Origin of the sequence: Methylophilus rhizosphaerae, assembly GCF_900100975.1 — a bacterium.
In the GTDB taxonomy this organism is placed as follows: Bacteria; Pseudomonadota; Gammaproteobacteria; order Burkholderiales; family Methylophilaceae; genus Methylophilus; species Methylophilus rhizosphaerae.
Map to the genome: position 1 here is coordinate 224126 of NZ_FNFX01000002.1, position 17875 is coordinate 242000.

Annotated in this window: 18 protein-coding genes and 1 tRNA gene; 14 read left to right on the forward strand and 5 right to left on the reverse strand. The window is 52.0% G+C overall.

Annotation, left to right across the window (positions count from 1 at the left end; translation table 11 throughout):
• The first annotated feature begins 36 nt into the window (after positions 1 to 36).
• Positions 37 to 888, forward strand: coding sequence for an NAD(P)H-hydrate dehydratase (locus BLP53_RS04870; RefSeq protein WP_091470934.1), 852 nt, complete (start codon positions 37 to 39; stop codon positions 886 to 888).
• Between the two features lie 25 nt (positions 889 to 913).
• Here the strand turns inward: BLP53_RS04870 and smpB are convergent, their stop codons facing one another.
• Positions 914 to 1402, reverse strand: a complete 489-nt coding sequence (smpB, locus tag BLP53_RS04875; RefSeq protein ID WP_281202963.1) for an SsrA-binding protein SmpB — start codon at positions 1400 to 1402, stop codon at positions 914 to 916.
• 49 nt (positions 1403 to 1451) lie between these two features.
• Here smpB and BLP53_RS04880 point away from each other — a divergent pair, with 49 nt between their 5' ends.
• Together BLP53_RS04880 and BLP53_RS04885 are read left to right on the forward strand one after the other, a co-directional pair.
• Positions 1452 to 1886 (forward strand): type II toxin-antitoxin system RatA family toxin, encoded by a 435-nt coding sequence (locus tag BLP53_RS04880; RefSeq protein ID WP_091470939.1) that lies wholly within the window; start codon positions 1452 to 1454, stop codon positions 1884 to 1886.
• A gap of 7 nt (positions 1887 to 1893) precedes the next feature.
• Positions 1894 to 2238: an RnfH family protein gene (locus BLP53_RS04885; RefSeq protein WP_091470942.1), complete on the forward strand. Its 345-nt coding sequence runs from the start codon at positions 1894 to 1896 to the stop codon at positions 2236 to 2238.
• A 13-nt stretch (positions 2239 to 2251) separates the two neighbouring features.
• Here BLP53_RS04885 and BLP53_RS04890 read toward each other — a convergent pair whose 3' ends face one another.
• Entirely contained in the window at positions 2252 to 2743 is a 492-nt protein-coding gene (locus tag BLP53_RS04890; protein WP_425412894.1) for a DUF4124 domain-containing protein, read from the reverse strand.
• A gap of 162 nt (positions 2744 to 2905) precedes the next feature.
• Between BLP53_RS04890 and guaB the strand changes: the two genes are divergently transcribed.
• From guaB to BLP53_RS04945, 11 genes are all read left to right on the forward strand, one after another.
• Entirely contained in the window at positions 2906 to 4366 is a 1461-nt protein-coding gene (guaB, locus tag BLP53_RS04895) for an IMP dehydrogenase (RefSeq protein WP_091470946.1), read from the forward strand.
• Between the two features lie 74 nt (positions 4367 to 4440).
• Positions 4441 to 6045, forward strand: a complete 1605-nt coding sequence (guaA, locus tag BLP53_RS04900; protein WP_091470949.1) for a glutamine-hydrolyzing GMP synthase — start codon at positions 4441 to 4443, stop codon at positions 6043 to 6045.
• A 47-nt stretch (positions 6046 to 6092) separates the two neighbouring features.
• The gene (gene trpS, locus BLP53_RS04905) at positions 6093 to 7112 is read left to right on the forward strand and encodes a tryptophan--tRNA ligase (protein WP_091470952.1); all 1020 of its coding nucleotides are present in this window, start codon (positions 6093 to 6095) and stop codon (positions 7110 to 7112) included.
• A gap of 18 nt (positions 7113 to 7130) precedes the next feature.
• Positions 7131 to 7628, forward strand: a complete 498-nt coding sequence (locus tag BLP53_RS04910) for a GreA/GreB family elongation factor (RefSeq protein WP_091470955.1) — start codon at positions 7131 to 7133, stop codon at positions 7626 to 7628.
• Positions 7629 to 7635: 7 nt separating this feature from the next.
• On the forward strand, positions 7636 to 8241 hold the full coding sequence (locus tag BLP53_RS04915; RefSeq protein WP_091470957.1) for a nitroreductase family protein: 606 nt from the start codon (positions 7636 to 7638) through the stop codon (positions 8239 to 8241).
• Positions 8242 to 8297: 56 nt separating this feature from the next.
• Positions 8298 to 9893: an ABC-F family ATPase gene (locus BLP53_RS04920; protein WP_091470960.1), complete on the forward strand. Its 1596-nt coding sequence runs from the start codon at positions 8298 to 8300 to the stop codon at positions 9891 to 9893.
• 105 nt (positions 9894 to 9998) lie between these two features.
• Positions 9999 to 10448 (forward strand): Spy/CpxP family protein refolding chaperone, encoded by a 450-nt coding sequence (locus tag BLP53_RS04925; protein WP_245652638.1) that lies wholly within the window; start codon positions 9999 to 10001, stop codon positions 10446 to 10448.
• Between the two features lie 90 nt (positions 10449 to 10538).
• Positions 10539 to 11303, forward strand: coding sequence for a response regulator (locus BLP53_RS04930; protein WP_176755217.1), 765 nt, complete (start codon positions 10539 to 10541; stop codon positions 11301 to 11303).
• A gap of 12 nt (positions 11304 to 11315) precedes the next feature.
• Positions 11316 to 12707, forward strand: a complete 1392-nt coding sequence (locus BLP53_RS04935) for an ATP-binding protein (RefSeq protein WP_091470965.1) — start codon at positions 11316 to 11318, stop codon at positions 12705 to 12707.
• Between the two features lie 108 nt (positions 12708 to 12815).
• Positions 12816 to 12906: transfer RNA gene (locus BLP53_RS04940), tRNA-Ser, on the forward strand.
• Positions 12907 to 13053: 147 nt separating this feature from the next.
• Positions 13054 to 13947, forward strand: coding sequence for a GGDEF domain-containing protein (locus BLP53_RS04945; protein WP_091470966.1), 894 nt, complete (start codon positions 13054 to 13056; stop codon positions 13945 to 13947).
• Between the two features lie 140 nt (positions 13948 to 14087).
• On the opposite strand, the gene BLP53_RS04950 is transcribed toward BLP53_RS04945, so the two are convergent.
• From BLP53_RS04950 to uvrB, 3 genes are all read right to left on the reverse strand, one after another.
• Positions 14088 to 14639, reverse strand: a complete 552-nt coding sequence (locus tag BLP53_RS04950; protein WP_091470968.1) for a hypoxanthine-guanine phosphoribosyltransferase — start codon at positions 14637 to 14639, stop codon at positions 14088 to 14090.
• Positions 14640 to 14647: 8 nt separating this feature from the next.
• Complete coding sequence (gene galU, locus BLP53_RS04955; RefSeq protein WP_091470970.1) at positions 14648 to 15517, reverse strand: UTP--glucose-1-phosphate uridylyltransferase GalU; 870 nt, start codon at positions 15515 to 15517, stop codon at positions 14648 to 14650.
• Between the two features lie 143 nt (positions 15518 to 15660).
• Positions 15661 to 17694 (reverse strand): excinuclease ABC subunit UvrB, encoded by a 2034-nt coding sequence (gene uvrB, locus BLP53_RS04960; RefSeq protein WP_091470971.1) that lies wholly within the window; start codon positions 17692 to 17694, stop codon positions 15661 to 15663.
• Between the last annotated feature and the right edge of the window lie 181 nt (positions 17695 to 17875).

The window sequence follows — 17875 nt, forward strand, 5'->3', positions numbered from 1 at the left end:
CTCGCCAATCCGCCACCACAAGCATACAATTCACCCATGCCCAACGATCAGCCCAGCTACCAGCCAAACTCCCCCGCACTCTGGCAATCATTATTGCCAAAACCAGATGCCAGCAGCCACAAATACAGCCGTGGCTATGTGCTGATACAGGGAGGGTACCCGGTCACAGGCGCAGCCAGGCTGGCTGGCTTGGCCGCCGCCCGCAGTGGTGCCGGCATCACTGCCATTGCCGTGCCTGAACATGCATTCAGCATATATGCCAGCCAACTGCTCAGCATTATGGCAAAACCTTATGCCAGCACGCCTGAGTTATACGCATTGATTGATGACCAAAGAGTCGGCGCTTTTCTGATAGGTCCCGGCGCAGATAACACGGAAGAAACTCGCCAGACCACGCTCACCATGCTGCAAACGGGTAAACCGGTGGTGATTGATGCCGATGCATTGACGGCGTTTGCCATGCAGGCAGATCGTTTAAGCAAGGCCATCAGTGGTCCCTGCGTGTTGACACCACATGACGGTGAGTTTCAACGGCTGCTTGGTGTTAAACCAACAATTGAACTCCATGAGAGAATCCAGCAGGCATTAACGGCAAGCAGGCAAATCCATGCTGTCATCTTGTTAAAAGGTGCCAAGAGCATCATTGCGGCGCCGGACGGCAAAGTCATTGTCAATGAAAATGCACCACCAACCCTGGCCACTGCCGGCGCTGGTGATGTGCTGGCTGGCATGATTGCCAGCTTGCTGGCGCAAGGCGTGCCTGCGCTGGAAGCCTCAGCCGCCGCCGCATGGATACATGGTGAAGCCGCGAGATTGTTTGGAACAGGATTGATTGCTGAAGATTTACCCGAACTTGTGCCGCAAGTGCTGGAATCACTCATTGCCTGAGCGCCCCACCCGGGCAGGCAAGAAACTACCGGCCGTGCTGCTTGTTTTTCAGTAACTGGCTTTGTTCGCGCTTCCAGTCTTTTTCACGCTCGACATCGCGCTTGTCATGCTGTTTCTTGCCTTTGGCCAAGCCAATCTGCACCTTGATGCGGCCACGCGTAAAGTGCATATCTAGTGGCACAATGGTATAACCGGCACGTTCCACCTTCCCAATCAGCTTGGCAATTTCTTCGTTATGCAGCAATAACTTGCGGGTACGGATTGCATCAGGCCGCACATGGGTAGAAGCAGCGCCCAATGGCGTGACATGGCAGCCAATCAGGTATAACTCGCCACGCATAATCACCACATACGCTTCTTTCAGGTTGATGCGGTTGTCGCGGATCGCCTTGACTTCCCAGCCTTCGAGCACGATACCAGCCTCGTACTTCTCTTCAATAAAGTAGTCAAAAAACGCTTTTTTATTTTGCGCGATGGTCATAACGCTGGCTTGCTGGCTTAAATCACTTAAAATAGCATTTTAACCCAAAACCCAATTCCGTTCCGGCACTACAGTTAAACCTATGGCTCAAGTAGAAAAAACCGTATTAGTCATGCACTCGTGTGAGGCAATGTTCCAGCTGGTAGATGCTGTGGAAGATTATCCCGGCTTTTTACCCTGGTGTGGCGGCAGTGAAATTATTGAACGTACAGAAAATGTCACCCAGGCGACCATCCATATCCGCTATCATGGCATCGCCCAGCATTTCACCACCCGCAACCACAAACAGTTCCCCGGCCGCATGGATATCACGCTGGTAGATGGGCCATTCAAGCAGTTGACCGGTCACTGGCACTTTATCCCCTTACGTGAAGATGCCTGCAAAATTGAATTTAAGCTGGAATACGTATTTTCCAACGGCCTGATTGAGCGCATGATTGCCCCGGTGTTCAGCCATATTGCCAATACCTTTGTCGATAGCTTTGTGAAACAGGCTGATAAACTGAATTTGAAGTGACCGCCAGATGACCGACAATATTACGGACGTGATCACGGTAGAAGTGGCTTATGCATTGCCACAGGCACAAGTGATTATTTCCCTCGCAGTCAATAGCGGCACGACTGCACTGGAAGCAATTGAACTCTCCGGGATCCTGCAACGATTTCCAGCCATTTGCCTGACGGAGTCAAAGATAGGCATATTCGGCAAGATCATCCACAAAGAGACCGTATTAAAACCCATGGATCGCGTCGAAATCTACCGGCCATTGATCGCCAATGCCAAAGAGGCACGCAGGTTAAGGGCAGCCGCAGTAAAAAATAAAACGGCTGCCAAAACTGGTCAGCCCAGGCATCCAAATCGCACGTAATTGAACAGCTACGCTATTCCACCGGACAATTTTCGTCAATGTCCCGCTGCGCTTGTGCCAATCCTTCACGAATCTGCTCATCCGTTAAATATTCTTTTTCGCCCTGCTCGTTGACATTCTGCATGCGCCCGCCCACCGCATAATTACGATAGTTGGAGCGCGCTGCAGCACAGTTTTGCGATCTGATACGTGCTTCCATCTCATTGACCATCATGTCACTCGCCACAGCAGGCGAATTTTCCGGCCTGCGCTGATTGGCCGCCAGCCCCTTATCTGCGGCTGGCTTCTCACCTTCCTTATAAGCGTCCGAACGGGTAAGGGGAAATTCACTGGAGACCGTCGTAGCCTTGATACGCTGGGTATTTTGCTGGCCTGCCGGCGGTGGTGTATCAGCGTAATTCATAATGCCTTTTGCATCACGCCATTTATAAATTTCGGCATGCGCCGGCACGTGTAGCAAGCATGCAATAAACGCTATTTCCTGAACAACCCTGACCAGTCTCACTTTAAGATTCCTGCTTCCACGGCACACGCGTGCCTTTATCATTCGGAAAAGATATGCATAAACCATGCCAGCTCCCGTCGAACTGGTTGCAAAAAATGCAAAACGCTTTGTCAAGGCAAGACGAAATCGGTATAATTATATTTTGGAGATTAAGGATTCCACATGCGTTTGTTGCAACAAGCTCTTACCTTTGACGACGTTTTGCTCGTTCCCGCCCATTCCAATGTGATGCCCCGCGACGTTAGCCTCAGCACCAGACTAACAAAAAGCATCACCTTAAACATCCCCCTGTTATCCGCTGCCATGGATACCGTGACCGAAGCCCGCATGGCGATTGCACTGGCACAACTGGGTGGCATGGGCATTATCCATAAAAACATGACGATTGAGATGCAAGCCTCACGTGTTTCCCGTGTCAAACGCTTTGAATCCGGCGTCGTGATCGACCCGGTCACCATTCATCCGGCCATGACCGTGCGTGAAGTCATGCATATTACCCAGCAACACAAGATTTCCGGGCTGCCCGTGCTGCAAGATGGCAAAGTGGTCGGCATTGTTACCAACCGTGACCTGCGTTTCGAAACCAATCTTGACCAACCCGTCAGCAACGTCATGACCCCGCAAGCGCGCCTGGTCACTGTACGTGAAGGCGCCAGCCGCGAAGACATCATGGGCCTGTTGCACAAGCATCGCCTGGAGCGCTTGCTGGTGGTTGGCGAAAACTATGAACTCAAGGGCCTGATCACAGTTAAAGATATCCAGAAATCTTCTGATTATCCGCTGGCCTGCAAAGATGAAAAAGGCCGCTTACGTGTAGGCGCAGCGGTGGGTGTAGGTGATGGTACCGATGAACGTATCGCGGCCCTGGTAGAAGCCGGTGTGGACGCGATTGTGGTCGATACTGCACACGGTCACTCCCAAGGCGTACTGGACCGTGTCAAATGGGCCAAAACCCGTTATCCTCAACTGCAGGTGATTGGCGGCAATATTGCGACCGCTGAAGCAGCGCTGGCGCTGGTTGATCACGGCGCTGACTGTGTCAAGGTCGGTATCGGCCCGGGGTCGATTTGCACCACCCGTATCGTGGCTGGTGTGGGTGTACCGCAAATCACCGCGATCAGCAATGTAGCCAAAGCACTGGAAAAGTCCGGTGTGCCGTTTATTGCCGATGGCGGCATCCGCTTCTCGGGCGACATTTCCAAAGCGATTGCGGCTGGCGCCAACAGTGTGATGCTGGGCGGCATGTTTGCCGGCACCGAAGAAGCCCCCGGCGAAGTCGAGTTGTACCAAGGGCGCTCATACAAGTCCTACCGTGGCATGGGCTCGATCGGGGCCATGCAAAAAGGCTCTTCCGACCGCTATTTCCAGGACAACACCTCTAATGCGGACAAACTGGTGCCGGAAGGGATTGAGGGCCGTGTACCTTACAAAGGCAGTGTACTGGCCGTTGTACACCAGTTAATGGGTGGTCTGCGCGCCTCCATGGGCTATGTCGGATGCTCGACTATTGAAGATATGCGCAGCAAGGCCGGGTTTGTGCAGATCACCAGTGCAGGCATGCATGAATCGCATGTACATGACGTACAGATTACGAAAGAAGCGCCGAACTACCGGATTGATTAATGACCGTTTAAACGCAAAAGCGCAGCAGTCCTGACCGCTGCGCTTTTGTTCATTCTAGTGACCTGAAAACTTTTATGCATTCAAAAATTCTGATTCTTGATTTTGGCTCGCAAGTGACGCAGCTGATTGCGCGTCGTGTCCGTGAAGCTCATGTCTATTGTGAAATTCACCCCTGTGATGTTTCCGATGATTTCGTCCGTAATTTTGGGGCAGATGGCGTCATCCTGAGCGGCAGCCATGCCAGCGTGTATGAAGAAGAAACTGACAAGGCACCGCAAACCGTGTTTGAGCTCGGCGTGCCCGTACTCGGCATCTGTTATGGCATGCAAACCATGGCACAGCAACTGGGCGGCAAAGTGGAAGCCGGCCATAAACGTGAATTTGGCTATGCCCAGGTGCGCGCCCGTGGCCACTCTGCCCTATTCCGCGACATCCAGGATGCCACCAATGACCAAGGCCACGGCCTGCTCGATGTATGGATGAGCCATGGGGACAAAGTGACCGGCCTGCCGGCTGGCTTTAAAGTCATTGCCAGCAACGAAACCACCCCCATTGCCGCCATGGCTGATGAAACACGCAAGTTCTATGCAGTGCAGTTCCATCCGGAAGTGACTCACACCAGGCAGGGCCAGGCCATGCTGGAGCGCTTTGTACTGGATATCTGCGCTGCCAAGCCTGACTGGATCATGGGCGACTACATCACCGAAGCAGTTGAAAAAATCAGGGCCCAGGTTGGTGAGGAAGAGGTCATTTTAGGGCTGTCCGGTGGTGTGGATTCCTCCGTAGCCGCTGCATTAATCCACCGTGCTATTGGCGATCAACTGACCTGCGTCTTTGTTGATCATGGCCTGTTGCGCCTGGACGAAGGCAAAATGGTCATGGAAATGTTCGCCGGTCGCCTGCATGCCAAAGTCATCCATGTCGATGCCACCGGGCAATTTATGGGGCAACTGGCTGGTATCAGCGATCCGGAAGCCAAACGTAAAATCATTGGCCGTGAGTTTGTCGAAGTATTCAAGGCCGAAGCCGCCAAGCTCAAGGCCAGCGGTGCCGGCCATCAAGGGGCCACTTTCCTCGCCCAAGGCACGATCTATCCTGACGTGATTGAATCCGGTGGTGCCAAATCGAAAAAAGCCGTCACCATCAAGAGCCACCATAACGTCGGCGGGTTACCTGAACAATTAGGCTTAAAGCTGCTCGAACCATTGCGCGACCTGTTCAAGGATGAAGTGCGCGAATTGGGTGTGGCACTCGGCCTGCCACGCGAGATGGTCTATCGCCATCCTTTCCCCGGCCCTGGCCTGGGTGTACGCATTCTCGGTGAAGTGAAAAAAGAGTTTGCTGATCTACTGCGTCTGGCCGATGCCATTTTTATCGAAGAATTGCGCAATACCATAGACGCAAATACCGGCAAGAGCTGGTATGACCTGACCAGTCAAGCGTTTACTGTTTTCCTGCCCGTGAAATCCGTTGGTGTCATGGGCGATGGCCGTACTTATGATTATGTGGTTGCCTTGCGTGCCGTGGTCACCAGCGACTTTATGACCGCGCATTGGGCTGAGTTGCCTTACAGCCTGCTGGGCAAGGTTTCCAACCGCATTATTAACGAAGTTCGCGGTATTAACCGTGTGGTCTATGATATTTCCGGCAAACCTCCCGCAACTATTGAGTGGGAATAACCCTTTTTTATTCGATTCGAACTCACATTAAAACAGAGCACAAAACGATGAGCACAAAATCCATTATCCTCACCGGCGATCGCCCTACCGGCCCGTTGCACCTGGGACACTTTGTCGGCAGTTTGCGCAACCGCGTTAAATACCAGCACGAATACAAGCAGTACGTGATGCTGGCCGACGCACAGGCGCTGACCGACAATATGGATGATATTGATAAAGTGCACCGCAATGTGGTCGAAGTGGCGCTGGATTACCTGGCCGTTGGCATAGATCCAAAGTTATCCACCATATTCATCCAGTCTCAGGTACCTGAGTTGACTGAACTGGCGTTTTATTACCTGAACCTGGTCACCGTCGCGCGCCTGGAAAGAAACCCAACTGTGAAGGAAGAAATCCGCCTGCGCGATTTCGAACGTGACATTCCGGCCGGCTTCCTCACCTACCCTGTCAGCCAGGCAGCGGATATTACCGCATTCAAGGCCACGCTGGTCCCCGTGGGTGAAGACCAGATCCCGATGATTGAGCAAACCAACGAAATCGTGCGCCGCTTTAACCGCCAGTACAAAAAACCAGGCACCAAGGAAGAAATCCTGGTCGAAACCAAGGCCCTGGTCCCGGAAATTGGCCGCTTGCCCGGCATTGATGGTAAAGCAAAAATGAGTAAATCGCTGGGCAATGTCATTAACCTGGGTGCAACCGCCGATGAAGTAACCAAGGCCGTAAAGCGGGTCTATACCGACCCGTTGCACCTGAAAATTGAGGATCCAGGCCATGTGGAAGGCAATATTGCCTTTACCTACCTGGATGCATTTGATACCGATAAAGCCGCCGTTGCCGAACTGAAAGCGCACTATACCCGCGGTGGCCTAGCAGATAGCATTGTGAAAAAACGCCTGGAAGCCGTGTTGCAGGAAATGCTGGAACCAATCCGCACCCGTCGTGCCGAATTGGCCAACGACAAAGGTTATATTTTGCAGTTATTACGTGAAGGTACTGAACAGGCCCGTGAAGTGGCGGCAAAAACCATGGATGAAGTGAAAGCTGCGCTGGGCTTGAATTATTTCTAGCAGGCATCAATTAACAACATGAGCCGTGGATTTGTAAAAGAAGATGACCTTGAACTGGCGGGAACCGATTTACCAGAGCGCCCGCTTAGTCCGCATGTCAACTACGTGACGCCGCAAGGCCTGCAACAGTTACAATTCACCGTAAAAACGCTTGAGCATGCGCGTGCAACGCATGCAAAACGTAAAGAAGACCCGAACGCCCAGCAGAAGCTGGCAGAAATTGAGCGTGACCTGCGTTACTTTGTCGCCAGGCTGGAATCTGCACAATTGGTAGATCCTGCGCAACAGCCACGCCATACCGCCCTGTTTGGGGCTGCCGTGACAGTGGAAGACGAAGCGGGTGAACAGCATGTGTTCCGGATTGTAGGCGAAGACGAAGCAGATATCGCACAACAGAAAGTCAGTTATGTTTCCCCGGTCGCCAAGGCATTGCTAGGACGCAAGGCTGGTGACAGCACCACGTGGCAACGCCCAGCCGGCCCGTTGCAGTTAGATATTTTAAAGATCGATTATTAAAAACCAAATGAACGTATCACAAGCCATACAGGAACGTCGTTCCATTAAAGCCTACGATCCCAACCATCGCATGACGGAAGCTGAAATTCAGCAATTACTGTCATTAGCCATGCTGGCGCCCACCGCGTTTAATATCCAGCACTGGCGTTTTGTGGTGGTGACAGATCCGGTATTGCGCCACCAAATCCGGGCAGTGAGCTGGAACCAGGCCCAGGTCACTGATGCCTCATTACTGATTGTGCTGACGGCAGACCTCAAAGCCTGGGCGAAAGACCCTGCCCGCTACTGGATACATGCGCCGCAGCAAGTCAGTACCTATCTGGTCAATGCCATTCATGACTATTACACCGACCACGCCCAGGCCGAACGCGATGAAGGCATGCGTTCGGGCGGTATGGCTGCGATGACACTGATGCTGGCCGCCAAGGAAATGGGGTATGACACCTGCCCCATGGATGGCTTTGACTTTGATGCTGTGGCCAAGCTGATTAATTTGCCGGCAGATCATACGCCGGTCATGTTTGTGGTCGTGGGCAAGGCACTGGAAGGGGCTAAACCGCGCAGCGGGCAGTTACCTATGGATGAAGTCGTGATTTATAACCGTTTTGAATAATATGGCGCCTGCTTGAAAGCGCGCATTTCTGTTAATTACTTATTGAGAGTTCTTGCATGTTAGTTGCAAACAATATCACCATGCAGTTTGGCTCCAAGCCGCTGTTTGAAAATGTCTCCGTCAAATTTGGCGACGGTAACCGTTACGGCCTGATTGGTGCCAACGGTTGTGGTAAATCCACCTTCATGAAAATTCTTGCTGGCGTACTGGAACCTACCAGTGGCAATGTCAGCCTGGATCCGAATGAACGTATGGCTTTCCTGAAACAGGACCAGTTTGCCTACGAAGACCAGCGTGTACTGGACGTGGTCATGATGGGCCACGAACAAATGTGGAAAGCCATGCAGGAGCGCGACGCCATTTACGCCAACCTTGAAGCGACCGAAGATGACTATATGCGTGCAGCCGAGCTTGAGGGTGTATTTGCCGAATATGACGGCTATACCGCTGAAGCACGCGCCGGTGAATTGCTGCTAGGGGTAGGGATTCCGATTGAGCAGCACAACGGTTTAATGAGTGCGGTCGCACCAGGCTGGAAATTACGTGTTTTGCTGGTGCAGGCCTTGTTTGCCAACCCGGACGTATTGCTGCTCGATGAGCCGACCAACAACCTGGACATTAACACCATCCGCTGGCTGGAAGATGTGGTCAATAATCGTGACTGCACCATGGTGATTATTTCGCATGACCGTCACTTCCTGAACCAGGTGTGCACGCATACCTGTGATATGGACTACGGCAAAATCACCTCCTACCCTGGCAACTACGATGATTACATGGAAGCCAGTATTGCGGCCCGTAATCAGCAAGCCAAGGATAATGCCAAGGCCAAGCAACAGATTGCTGATTTGCAGGACTTTGTACGCCGCTTCTCGGCCAACGCGTCCAAAGCCAAGCAGGCTACCAGCCGCGCCAAGCAAATCGATAAAATCAAGGTGGAAGAATTCAAGCCTTCCAGCCGTCAATATCCATTTATCCGCTTTGAATTTGACGATAAAGAAAAATTGCACCGCAATGCCGTAGAGCTCAAAAAACTGAGTCATGGTTTTGACAAGCCTTTGTTTAACAATGTGGAAATGATCTTCGAAGCTGGCGAGAAAGTCGCCATCATCGGTGAAAACGGTATTGGTAAAACCACATTCCTTCGTGCACTGGCAGGCGATTTACAGCCCAATCACGGCGAAGCCAAATGGGCGGAAAAAGCCAAGCTGGGCTATTTTGCCCAGGATCACGAGTACGAGTTTGAAGAAGGCGAAGACTTGTTTGAATGGATGACCAAGCAACGCCAGCAAGGCGATGACGACAACACGGTACGCAGCATGCTGGGACGTTTGCTATTCCCGACTGAAGCGACCAAAAAATCCGTTAAAGTATTGTCTGGCGGTGAAAAAGGCCGCATGCTGTATGGCAAGCTGATGCTGGCAAAAACCAATGTATTGCTCATGGACGAACCCACCAACCACATGGATATGGAATCCATTGAAGCGCTGAATACCGCGCTGGATAAATACAAAGGTACCCTGTTCTTCGTCAGTCATGACCGTGAGTTCGTCAGTTCCATTGCCACGCGTATTATTGAAATCAAAGCAGATGGCATCGTTGACTTTACCGGCAACTATGAGGATTATCTCTCCAGCCAGGGTATCGAATAAACCGATACATTCCGTTACACAGCCAACCCAGCCTGACAAACACCCGATACATTCGGGTGTTTTAATGTCAACATTGCAATTTCGCAATGTTGATTGAAAGGATACATGATGAAACTGAGAAAACTGGCAATCGCAGGCGCTTTGATTTTAATGTCCGGAGCTGCCTTTGCAGATCAGGGTCATGGTTGCGGCAAAGGGCATTTCAGCAAAGCCAACTGGCAAGAACACAGACAGGAGTTTTTCCAGAAACACCAGGAAAGATTACACACCGTATTGCAGCTGACCGCCGCACAGGAAAACGCCTGGAAAACCTACCAGGATCAAATCAAGCCTGAGGTAAAAACAGAGCATCCTGATCGCCAGGCCTTCGCCAAGCTTACAACCCCGGAGCGCCTGGACAAACTGGAAGCCTGGGACAAATCGCGCGATGCCCATACAGCACAGCGCGACAAAGCGATCCGTACTTTCTATGCGCAACTGAATGATGCCCAGAAAAAAGTATTTGATGAAAATGCCTTCCCTCATCGCGATCATGGCAAACCACACCGTAAATAACCCGACCCGGGTGTAAGCGATAAAACCGGCCACCATGGCCGGTTTTTATGCTCAAATATTACCTTTAGCTACCCGTTGAGACCCACAGGAATGACCGAGACCAACCACGACACCCATGTACTGGTGGTAGACGATGACGATGCCATTCGCGACCTGCTTTGCGATTTTTTGCACGATAATCAACTCAGTACCCAGCAAGCCGCCAATCATGCCCAGATGTGGCAGGCGCTGCAGCAAAAACTGCCTGACGTGGTGATCCTGGATATTAATATGCCGCAACGTAATGGCATTGAGCTGTGCCGGGAATTACGCGAGTCTCCCCAATATCACCGCCTCCCCATCATCATGCTGACCGCCCGTACCAGCTCACTGGATACGATTATGGGGCTGGAAACCGGTGCAGATGACTATGTGGCCAAACCTTTTGAGCCACTGGAATTGCTTTCCCGTATCCGCAGTGTCGTCAGGCGCAGTCGCATGTCGGCAGACGCCGCAGGCAAGCATCCGCAGGAAGAGTTGAACAGTGATATCTTGCGCTATATCGCTTTTAATGACTGGACACTGGATATCCAGAACCGCACGCTGATCGATAAGAGCAATCTCAGCATCCCGCTTTCGAACGCAGAATTCAAGTTCTTGCGTTTTATGCTGTTGCATGCCAACCGTGCCCTTAGCCGGGACCAGCTCATGGAAGAAATGCATGGCCGCGAAGCTGGCCCCTTTGACCGCTCCATAGACTTGCAGATCAGCAGGCTCAGGCAAAAAATCGAAGTCGACAGCAAAACCCCGGCCATCATCAAAACGCTGCGCAATGAGGGTTACCTGCTCACGGCCGATGTGCGCTACCTCAAATAAAGGAAACTGACCATGTTGAAAAAATTGCTGGGGGCCATGTCAGTCCGGATTTTCCTTATCACCGCCATCGGCATTGTACTGACAGCCATGGTCGTCAATATACTGGGACAGCGTGACTCACGTGAAAATGAATCCCAGCTGCGGGACCAGTTTGCCTTTGACCGCGTGGAAAGCATCATTCGTATCCTTGAAGTCACGGTTCCCGAGAAGCGTTCAGAAATTCAGGATGTCTTCAAGCGCATGGGCAGTTCCATGACGCTAAACGTCACGCCCCCTCCAAATACACAATCACTGCCATTGCCGCTGGAATTAGCCAACCTGAATGAATTATTGGTTCCGGAGATTGCCGACCTGGTCAGCATTACGCGCGCCGGCAATTGCGCACAACGCAACGGCCCTCCGCCCGTACCATCCAATCTGGGGCCACCGCAGTCCCGCAACCGGAGCTATTGCCTGATGGTCTATACGCATCTGCAGGACAGCACTCCCGTCCTGATCCAGCTGCGTTACGGCGGACACCGCTCGCCCGCCGCGCACCCACCTGCCGAACGCGGTCCGTTGACGATTTTCCTGGTTCTGCTGGGGCTCATTACCATCATCTGGGTCGTTGCCTCCGTGGCCACCCAGCCCTTGCGTAAACTGGCCAATGCGGCGTTGCAGCTAGCCCACAATATTGAGCACCCGCCTTTACCTGAAAATGAAGGCTCCACCGAAGTACGCCATGCCGCCAAAGCGTTTAATGAAATGCAGCGCAGCATTGTCAACCATATGCAGGAGCGTGGCTTTATCCTAGGTGCGATTGCACATGACCTGCAGACACCTCTCACCCGCTTGCGACTGCGTCTGGAAAAAGTCAAAGACACTGACCTCAAGCAGGACCTGATCAAAGACCTGACCGCCACCCAGGAAATGGTACGGGAAGGCCTGGATTTTGCACGCCTGTGCAGTGAGCATATCGATAAAAACCGGGTAGACCTGACCGCGCTGGCAACCGCCGTATGTGATGATTTTGAAGATGCAGGCCACTCCATTCGCAAAACCCTGCCTGCTACCCCCATCACCATCATGGGGTCGGCCCATCTGCTCACACGCTGTCTCAATAACCTGCTGGGCAATGCCATTCATTACGCACAATCGCCGGCACTCGTGCTGGAAACCAGAGAGACACATATTTTGTGCACGATTTCTGATGACGGTCCTGGCATTCCCGAACAGGAACTGGAAACCGTGCTGGAACCCTTCCGCCGGGTGGAAGATTCACGTTCACGCCAAACTGGTGGCACCGGTTTGGGCTTGTCCATTGCGCGCATGATTGTGGAAAAGCATGGCGGCCGTATGACCTTGAGCAACAAACCTGCACCGGCCTCCGGCCTGGTCATTCATATCGAATTGCCGATCAGCTAACCATACCTGCATCAATTTTATATTGATGTCCCTTACCGGCACAGTGTAGACTAGCGCCCTTGCCAGGCAATCGTCGCCAGATCATTGCCGTTATGTGCAAATCAAACAGGAGAAGTGGCAGAGCTGGTTGAATGTACCTGACTCGAAATCAGGCATACGTGAAAGCGTATCGGGGGTTCGAATCCCCCCTTCTCCGCCAGATTACAAATATTTCTCAGTCATTGACTGCCAGCAGAAGCTCTTCCCTTTACAATAACAGGCAAGCATCGCTGCAAACGGCATGCTGAATCGCTCCATCCACATAGATACTCCCGACTTATCGCAGTTTTTATTGAGGTGAGATCAATTGCCATTAACACTTCCCAACCTGCCCAGCCTTATCCACGAAACACGCAACGCCATCGCCATTTTCGATGAAACTGACCGGCTACATTACGCCAATCCGGCTTTCCGCGCAGCGCTGCATCTGGCTGAAGAAGACTATCCGACCTGGGTAGAGCTGATGCGCCGGGGTTGGCAAACCAGTACCGGGACACATATCACCTCCTGCAACGGCGATTTCGAGAAATGGCTGTCATCGGCGCTATCGCGGCGGGGCAAACTTCCCTTCCGTGGTTTTGAAACCAGCCTGCATGATGGTCGCTGGATATGGGTGACCGAAACCGTTGATGCGCATGGATGGATGTTGTATATCGGCGTCGAAATCACTTCACTGGCGACGGAAGGCCGCGAGCTGCGCAGCGATCGTGACGTGGCTCTCAGGGCCTCGCAAACCGATGAACTGACCGGCATTGCCAACCGCCGTTATATGATGCAACGCCTGGACAACATGGTCTCGAACAGGATTCAGGGTTGCGTTGCCATACTGGATATTGATCACTTCAAATCCATTAACGATGCCTATGGCCATGCAGGTGGTGATGCAGTGCTGGTGGATTTTGCCCGTAAGGTTGGCCATTCAGTACGTCGGGGTGATGATTTCGGCCGGATTGGCGGCGAGGAGTTTCTTTTTCTGCTGCCTGATATTGAAGTAGATAATGCCGGGCAATTACTGGATCGTATCCGGCACACGCTTCTTGACGCCTGCCCCATACTGCAGGCACCGGAATTCCGATATACCGTATCTATCGGAATCACCGCCATTCAGGCCGGCGACAGCACTCAAAGCCTCTTATCCCGTGCCGACAAGGCTTGCTACGAAGCCAAAAGACAGGGCCGGAATCGCTCTGTCTGCATGTGACATAGGCCTATCTGTATAGAAATTCAGGCTAACTAGCTTACGAACTGCTTTCCAGCGTTTGTTTAGCCGTTCGCTGATCACACCCGGAGAGAAACGAGCAATACACTGAGGTAGAATTTAAAACGGTGCCGCAATACAGATTATGCTTCCCGTAACGCCCTGATTTCCGGCAAATTACGCCACCAGCCGTAGACATCCATACCACAACCGAACACATAGCGATTCGGGACAATTAAGCCGATGACATCCGCCTGCAGAGGCTTTTCCAGGCCATTGTCTTTTTCAGTCAATACGGCAGTTACCACCTCTCTGGCTCCAGCCTGCTGGCAATGATGCACCACTTCAGCCAGGGTGATACCTTCATCCAGGATATCGTCCAGCACAACCACGGTCTGGCCTGTCAAATCCAGCTCCGGTAATTTAGTCCAGACAATTCCGCTACCTGTTATACCGTGATAACGGTTTGCCTGCAGGTAATCAAGCCGGGCCGGCAGTTGTAACCTGTGCATCAATTGCCCGGCCAGGTAAACGCCACCACGCATCACGCATAGTAATATCACTGGCTGACCTGACAGCTTCTCCTGCAGCACGCTCGCCATACGGTCCAGCGCCTGCTCCACTTCAGCCACTGAAAAAACAATATCAGACTGCGATAACCAGTGATCAGGAGATTGGGCATGCGGATCGGTCATGATTGCTCTTAGAGTTTCAGTGTTTTCAGGTAATCTTTAAAGCTGGCAGCAATTTCAGGATGTTGCAAACCCAGTTCGACGTTGGCCTGCATAAAGCCCAGCTTGCTGCCGCAATCATAGCGCTTGCCTTTGTAGCGGTAGGCTTTTACCTTTTCATATTTCATCAGGGCTGAAATACCATCCGTCAGCTGGATCTCCCCGCCCTTACCAGGTTGAACGTGCTCAAGGCAGTCAAAGATACGTGGGGTTAATACATAACGCCCCACCACAGCCAGGTTGGAAGGTGCTTCTTCCGGCTTTGGTTTTTCCACCATGCCTTTCACTTCCAGCAAATCATCGGATTCCGGCACGGCATCCACCACGCCATAACTGCTGGTTTCTTCAGGGGCAACGGTTTCAATACCCAGAATCGAACATTGATGCTTCTCGTAAACATTCACCATTTGCCTGGTAATGGAAACATCCCCGCACAGCAAGTCATCCGCGAGCAATACGGCAAAAGGTTCATCGCCGACCACTGGCTTGGCGCATAACACAGCATGACCGAGGCCGAGTGCCTGGGACTGGCGGATAAAGATACAACTGACTTCCTTGGGCAAAATACTGTGCACGACATTCAGCAGTTTCTGTTTATTGGCCGCTTCCAGTTCGGACTCCAGCTCGTAAGCCTTGTCAAAATGATCCTCAATGGAGCGCTTGTTACGGCCGGTAATGAAAATCAGCTCTGTTATCCCTGCCGCAACGGCTTCCTCTACCGCATATTGGATCAGTGGTTTATCAACGACAGGCAACATTTCCTTGGGACTGGCTTTGGTGGCGGGCAGGAAGCGAGTACCTAAGCCGGCCACCGGAAATACTGCTTTTGTAATTTTTTTCATGGGCATATCCTAAATCAATTGTAGTTATCAAATCATTAACGGTTGTCTGACAGCAGGCCTGTAAAATAAATTTCAATCTTCATTGAATTTTAGCAAAATCATCATCCTTGTCAGCCATCCTCCAGTGATTCAATAGCTATTCATCATTTCAAATCATCTACCTCAGCGCCAAACGCCTGCAGCTTGAGCTTTTTCAGCTGGTCACGGTATTGTGCCGCCTTTTCAAACTCCAGGTTTTTAGCCGCATCATGCATGGCTTTTTCTACACGTTTCAGCTCTTTGGTCAGCGCTTTCTCGCTCATGCTTTCGTAGCTGGCCTGCTCCTGGGCCGCTTTGCGCTCGCGTTGTGCTTCATCTTTGTCATAAACGCCATCAATAATGTCCTTGATCCGCTTGGTGACGCCTTTGGGCGTAATGCCATGCTCGGCATTGAATGCCTGCTGGATAGTGCGCCGGCGTTCGGCCTCATCCATGGCCAGTTTCATGCTGCGGGTGATCTTGTTGGCGTAAAAAATCACTTTACCGTTCAGGTTACGGGCTGCGCGGCCTGCGGTTTGAATCAGTGAGCGTTCTGAACGCAGGAAGCCCTCCTTGTCGGCATCCAGTACCGCCACCAGCGAGACCTCCGGAATATCCAGCCCTTCACGCAGCAGGTTAATGCCCACCAGCACATCAAACTCACCCAGGCGCAGATCGCGGATAATTTCCACGCGTTCCACAGTTTCAATATCACTGTGCAGGTAGCGTACCTTGACACCATGTTCGGTCAGGTAGTCGGTCAAGTCCTCTGCCATGCGCTTGGTCAGTGTCGTCGTCAATACGCGCTCACCAACCGCTACCCGCTGCCTGATTTCGCCCAGCAGATCATCCACCTGCGTATCGGCCGGCTTGACAATGATTTCCGGGTCCACCAGCCCGGTCGGTCGCGCAATCATTTCCACAACCTGTTGCTGGTGGTTCTTTTCATAATCCGCCGGCGTAGCAGACACAAACACGCACTGGCGCATAATGCGTTCAAATTCTTCAAACTTGAGCGGCCGGTTATCCATGGCTGAAGGCAGGCGCCAGCCATAATCCACCAAGTTGGCTTTACGTGAACGGTCACCCAGGTACATGCCACCAATTTGCGGCACGGTGACATGGCTTTCATCAATAATCATCAATGCCTGTTGAGGCAGATAATCAATCAGTGTCGGCGGTGGATCGCCGGGATTACGCCCAGTCAAATGCCGGCTGTAGTTTTCAATGCCTTTGCAGAAACCGATTTCATTCAGCATTTCCAGGTCGAACCGCGTGCGCTGTTCAATACGTTGCGCTTCCACCAGCTTGTTTTCACTCAGGAAGAAACTGACACGGTCGCGCAGTTCCACTTTAATCGTTTCCATGGCGCGCACGGTCGCTTCACGCGCCGTCACATAATGGCTGGAAGGGAAAATGCGGAAGTTATGGATTTTGTTGAAAATCTGCCCGGTCAGCGGGTCAAATAGCTGGATACTATCGATTTCATCATCAAACAGGCTGATACGTACCGCTGTTTCACTGTTTTCAGACGGAAACACATCAATAATATCTCCACGCACACGGAAGCAGCCCCGGCCAAAATCAAAGTCATTGCGGTCATATTGCATACTGATCAGATGCGCCACAATATCCTTCTGCGAGATTTTCTTGCCCAGATGGATATGCAGCACCATGCCGTGATACTCGCCAGGATCACCAATACCGTAAATGGCAGAGACTGTCGCCACAATCACCGCATCTTCGCGTTCCAGCAACGCCTTGGTCGCAGACAGCCGCATCTGTTCGATATGGTCGTTAATGCTGGAATCTTTTTCGATAAACAGGTCGCGCGAAGGCACATAGGCTTCCGGCTGATAGTAATCGTAGTAACTGACGAAATACTCCACCGCATTATTGGGGAAAAACTCACGGAACTCGCTATACAACTGCGCAGCCAGGGTTTTGTTAGGCGCCATCACAATGGCCGGTTTGCCGGTACGCGCAATCACGTTGGCCATGGTATAGGTTTTACCGGAACCGGTGACACCCAGCAAAGTCTGGAATTTCAGGCCACCCTCAATGCCTCGGGTCAGTTTCTCAATGGCCTGAGGCTGGTCACCAGCGGGCGGAAACGGCTGGTGTAACTCATATTTGCTACCTGGAAAAGTGACGATCACAACAACAATCTGGGAATAGTCGAGGGGTTTATTCTAAACTGTTTTCATTACCTCAGGCGCGGGATTTACAATTTACGTGACCGGCCGGTGTCTCATCATCTGCATGCATGCCAACAGTACAATACAAGGCAGCATGGCAGGCCCTGCACCACGTCTCGCAACATAAACTGTCACCGCCAAA

What these genes read in the sequence shown, in the direction of transcription:
- trpS (WP_091470952.1), top strand. Translation starts at nt 6,093, where the DNA reads ATGAGCACAAAATCCATTATCCTCACCGGCGATCGCCCTACCGGCCCG.
- BLP53_RS04880 (WP_091470939.1), top strand. Translation starts at nt 1,452, where the DNA reads ATGGCTCAAGTAGAAAAAACCGTATTAGTCATGCACTCGTGTGAGGCA.
- BLP53_RS04950 (WP_091470968.1), bottom strand. Translation starts at nt 14,639, where the DNA reads ATGACCGATCCGCATGCCCAATCTCCTGATCACTGGTTATCGCAGTCT.
- BLP53_RS04925 (WP_245652638.1), top strand. Translation starts at nt 9,999, where the DNA reads ATGATGAAACTGAGAAAACTGGCAATCGCAGGCGCTTTGATTTTAATG.
- BLP53_RS04935 (WP_091470965.1), top strand. Translation starts at nt 11,316, where the DNA reads ATGTTGAAAAAATTGCTGGGGGCCATGTCAGTCCGGATTTTCCTTATC.
- guaA (WP_091470949.1), top strand. Translation starts at nt 4,441, where the DNA reads ATGCATTCAAAAATTCTGATTCTTGATTTTGGCTCGCAAGTGACGCAG.
- galU (WP_091470970.1), bottom strand. Translation starts at nt 15,517, where the DNA reads ATGAAAAAAATTACAAAAGCAGTATTTCCGGTGGCCGGCTTAGGTACT.
- guaB (WP_091470946.1), top strand. Translation starts at nt 2,906, where the DNA reads ATGCGTTTGTTGCAACAAGCTCTTACCTTTGACGACGTTTTGCTCGTT.
- BLP53_RS04920 (WP_091470960.1), top strand. Translation starts at nt 8,298, where the DNA reads ATGTTAGTTGCAAACAATATCACCATGCAGTTTGGCTCCAAGCCGCTG.
- BLP53_RS04915 (WP_091470957.1), top strand. Translation starts at nt 7,636, where the DNA reads ATGAACGTATCACAAGCCATACAGGAACGTCGTTCCATTAAAGCCTAC.
- BLP53_RS04910 (WP_091470955.1), top strand. Translation starts at nt 7,131, where the DNA reads ATGAGCCGTGGATTTGTAAAAGAAGATGACCTTGAACTGGCGGGAACC.
- BLP53_RS04870 (WP_091470934.1), top strand. Translation starts at nt 37, where the DNA reads ATGCCCAACGATCAGCCCAGCTACCAGCCAAACTCCCCCGCACTCTGG.
- BLP53_RS04885 (WP_091470942.1), top strand. Translation starts at nt 1,894, where the DNA reads ATGACCGACAATATTACGGACGTGATCACGGTAGAAGTGGCTTATGCA.
- BLP53_RS04930 (WP_176755217.1), top strand. Translation starts at nt 10,539, where the DNA reads ATGACCGAGACCAACCACGACACCCATGTACTGGTGGTAGACGATGAC.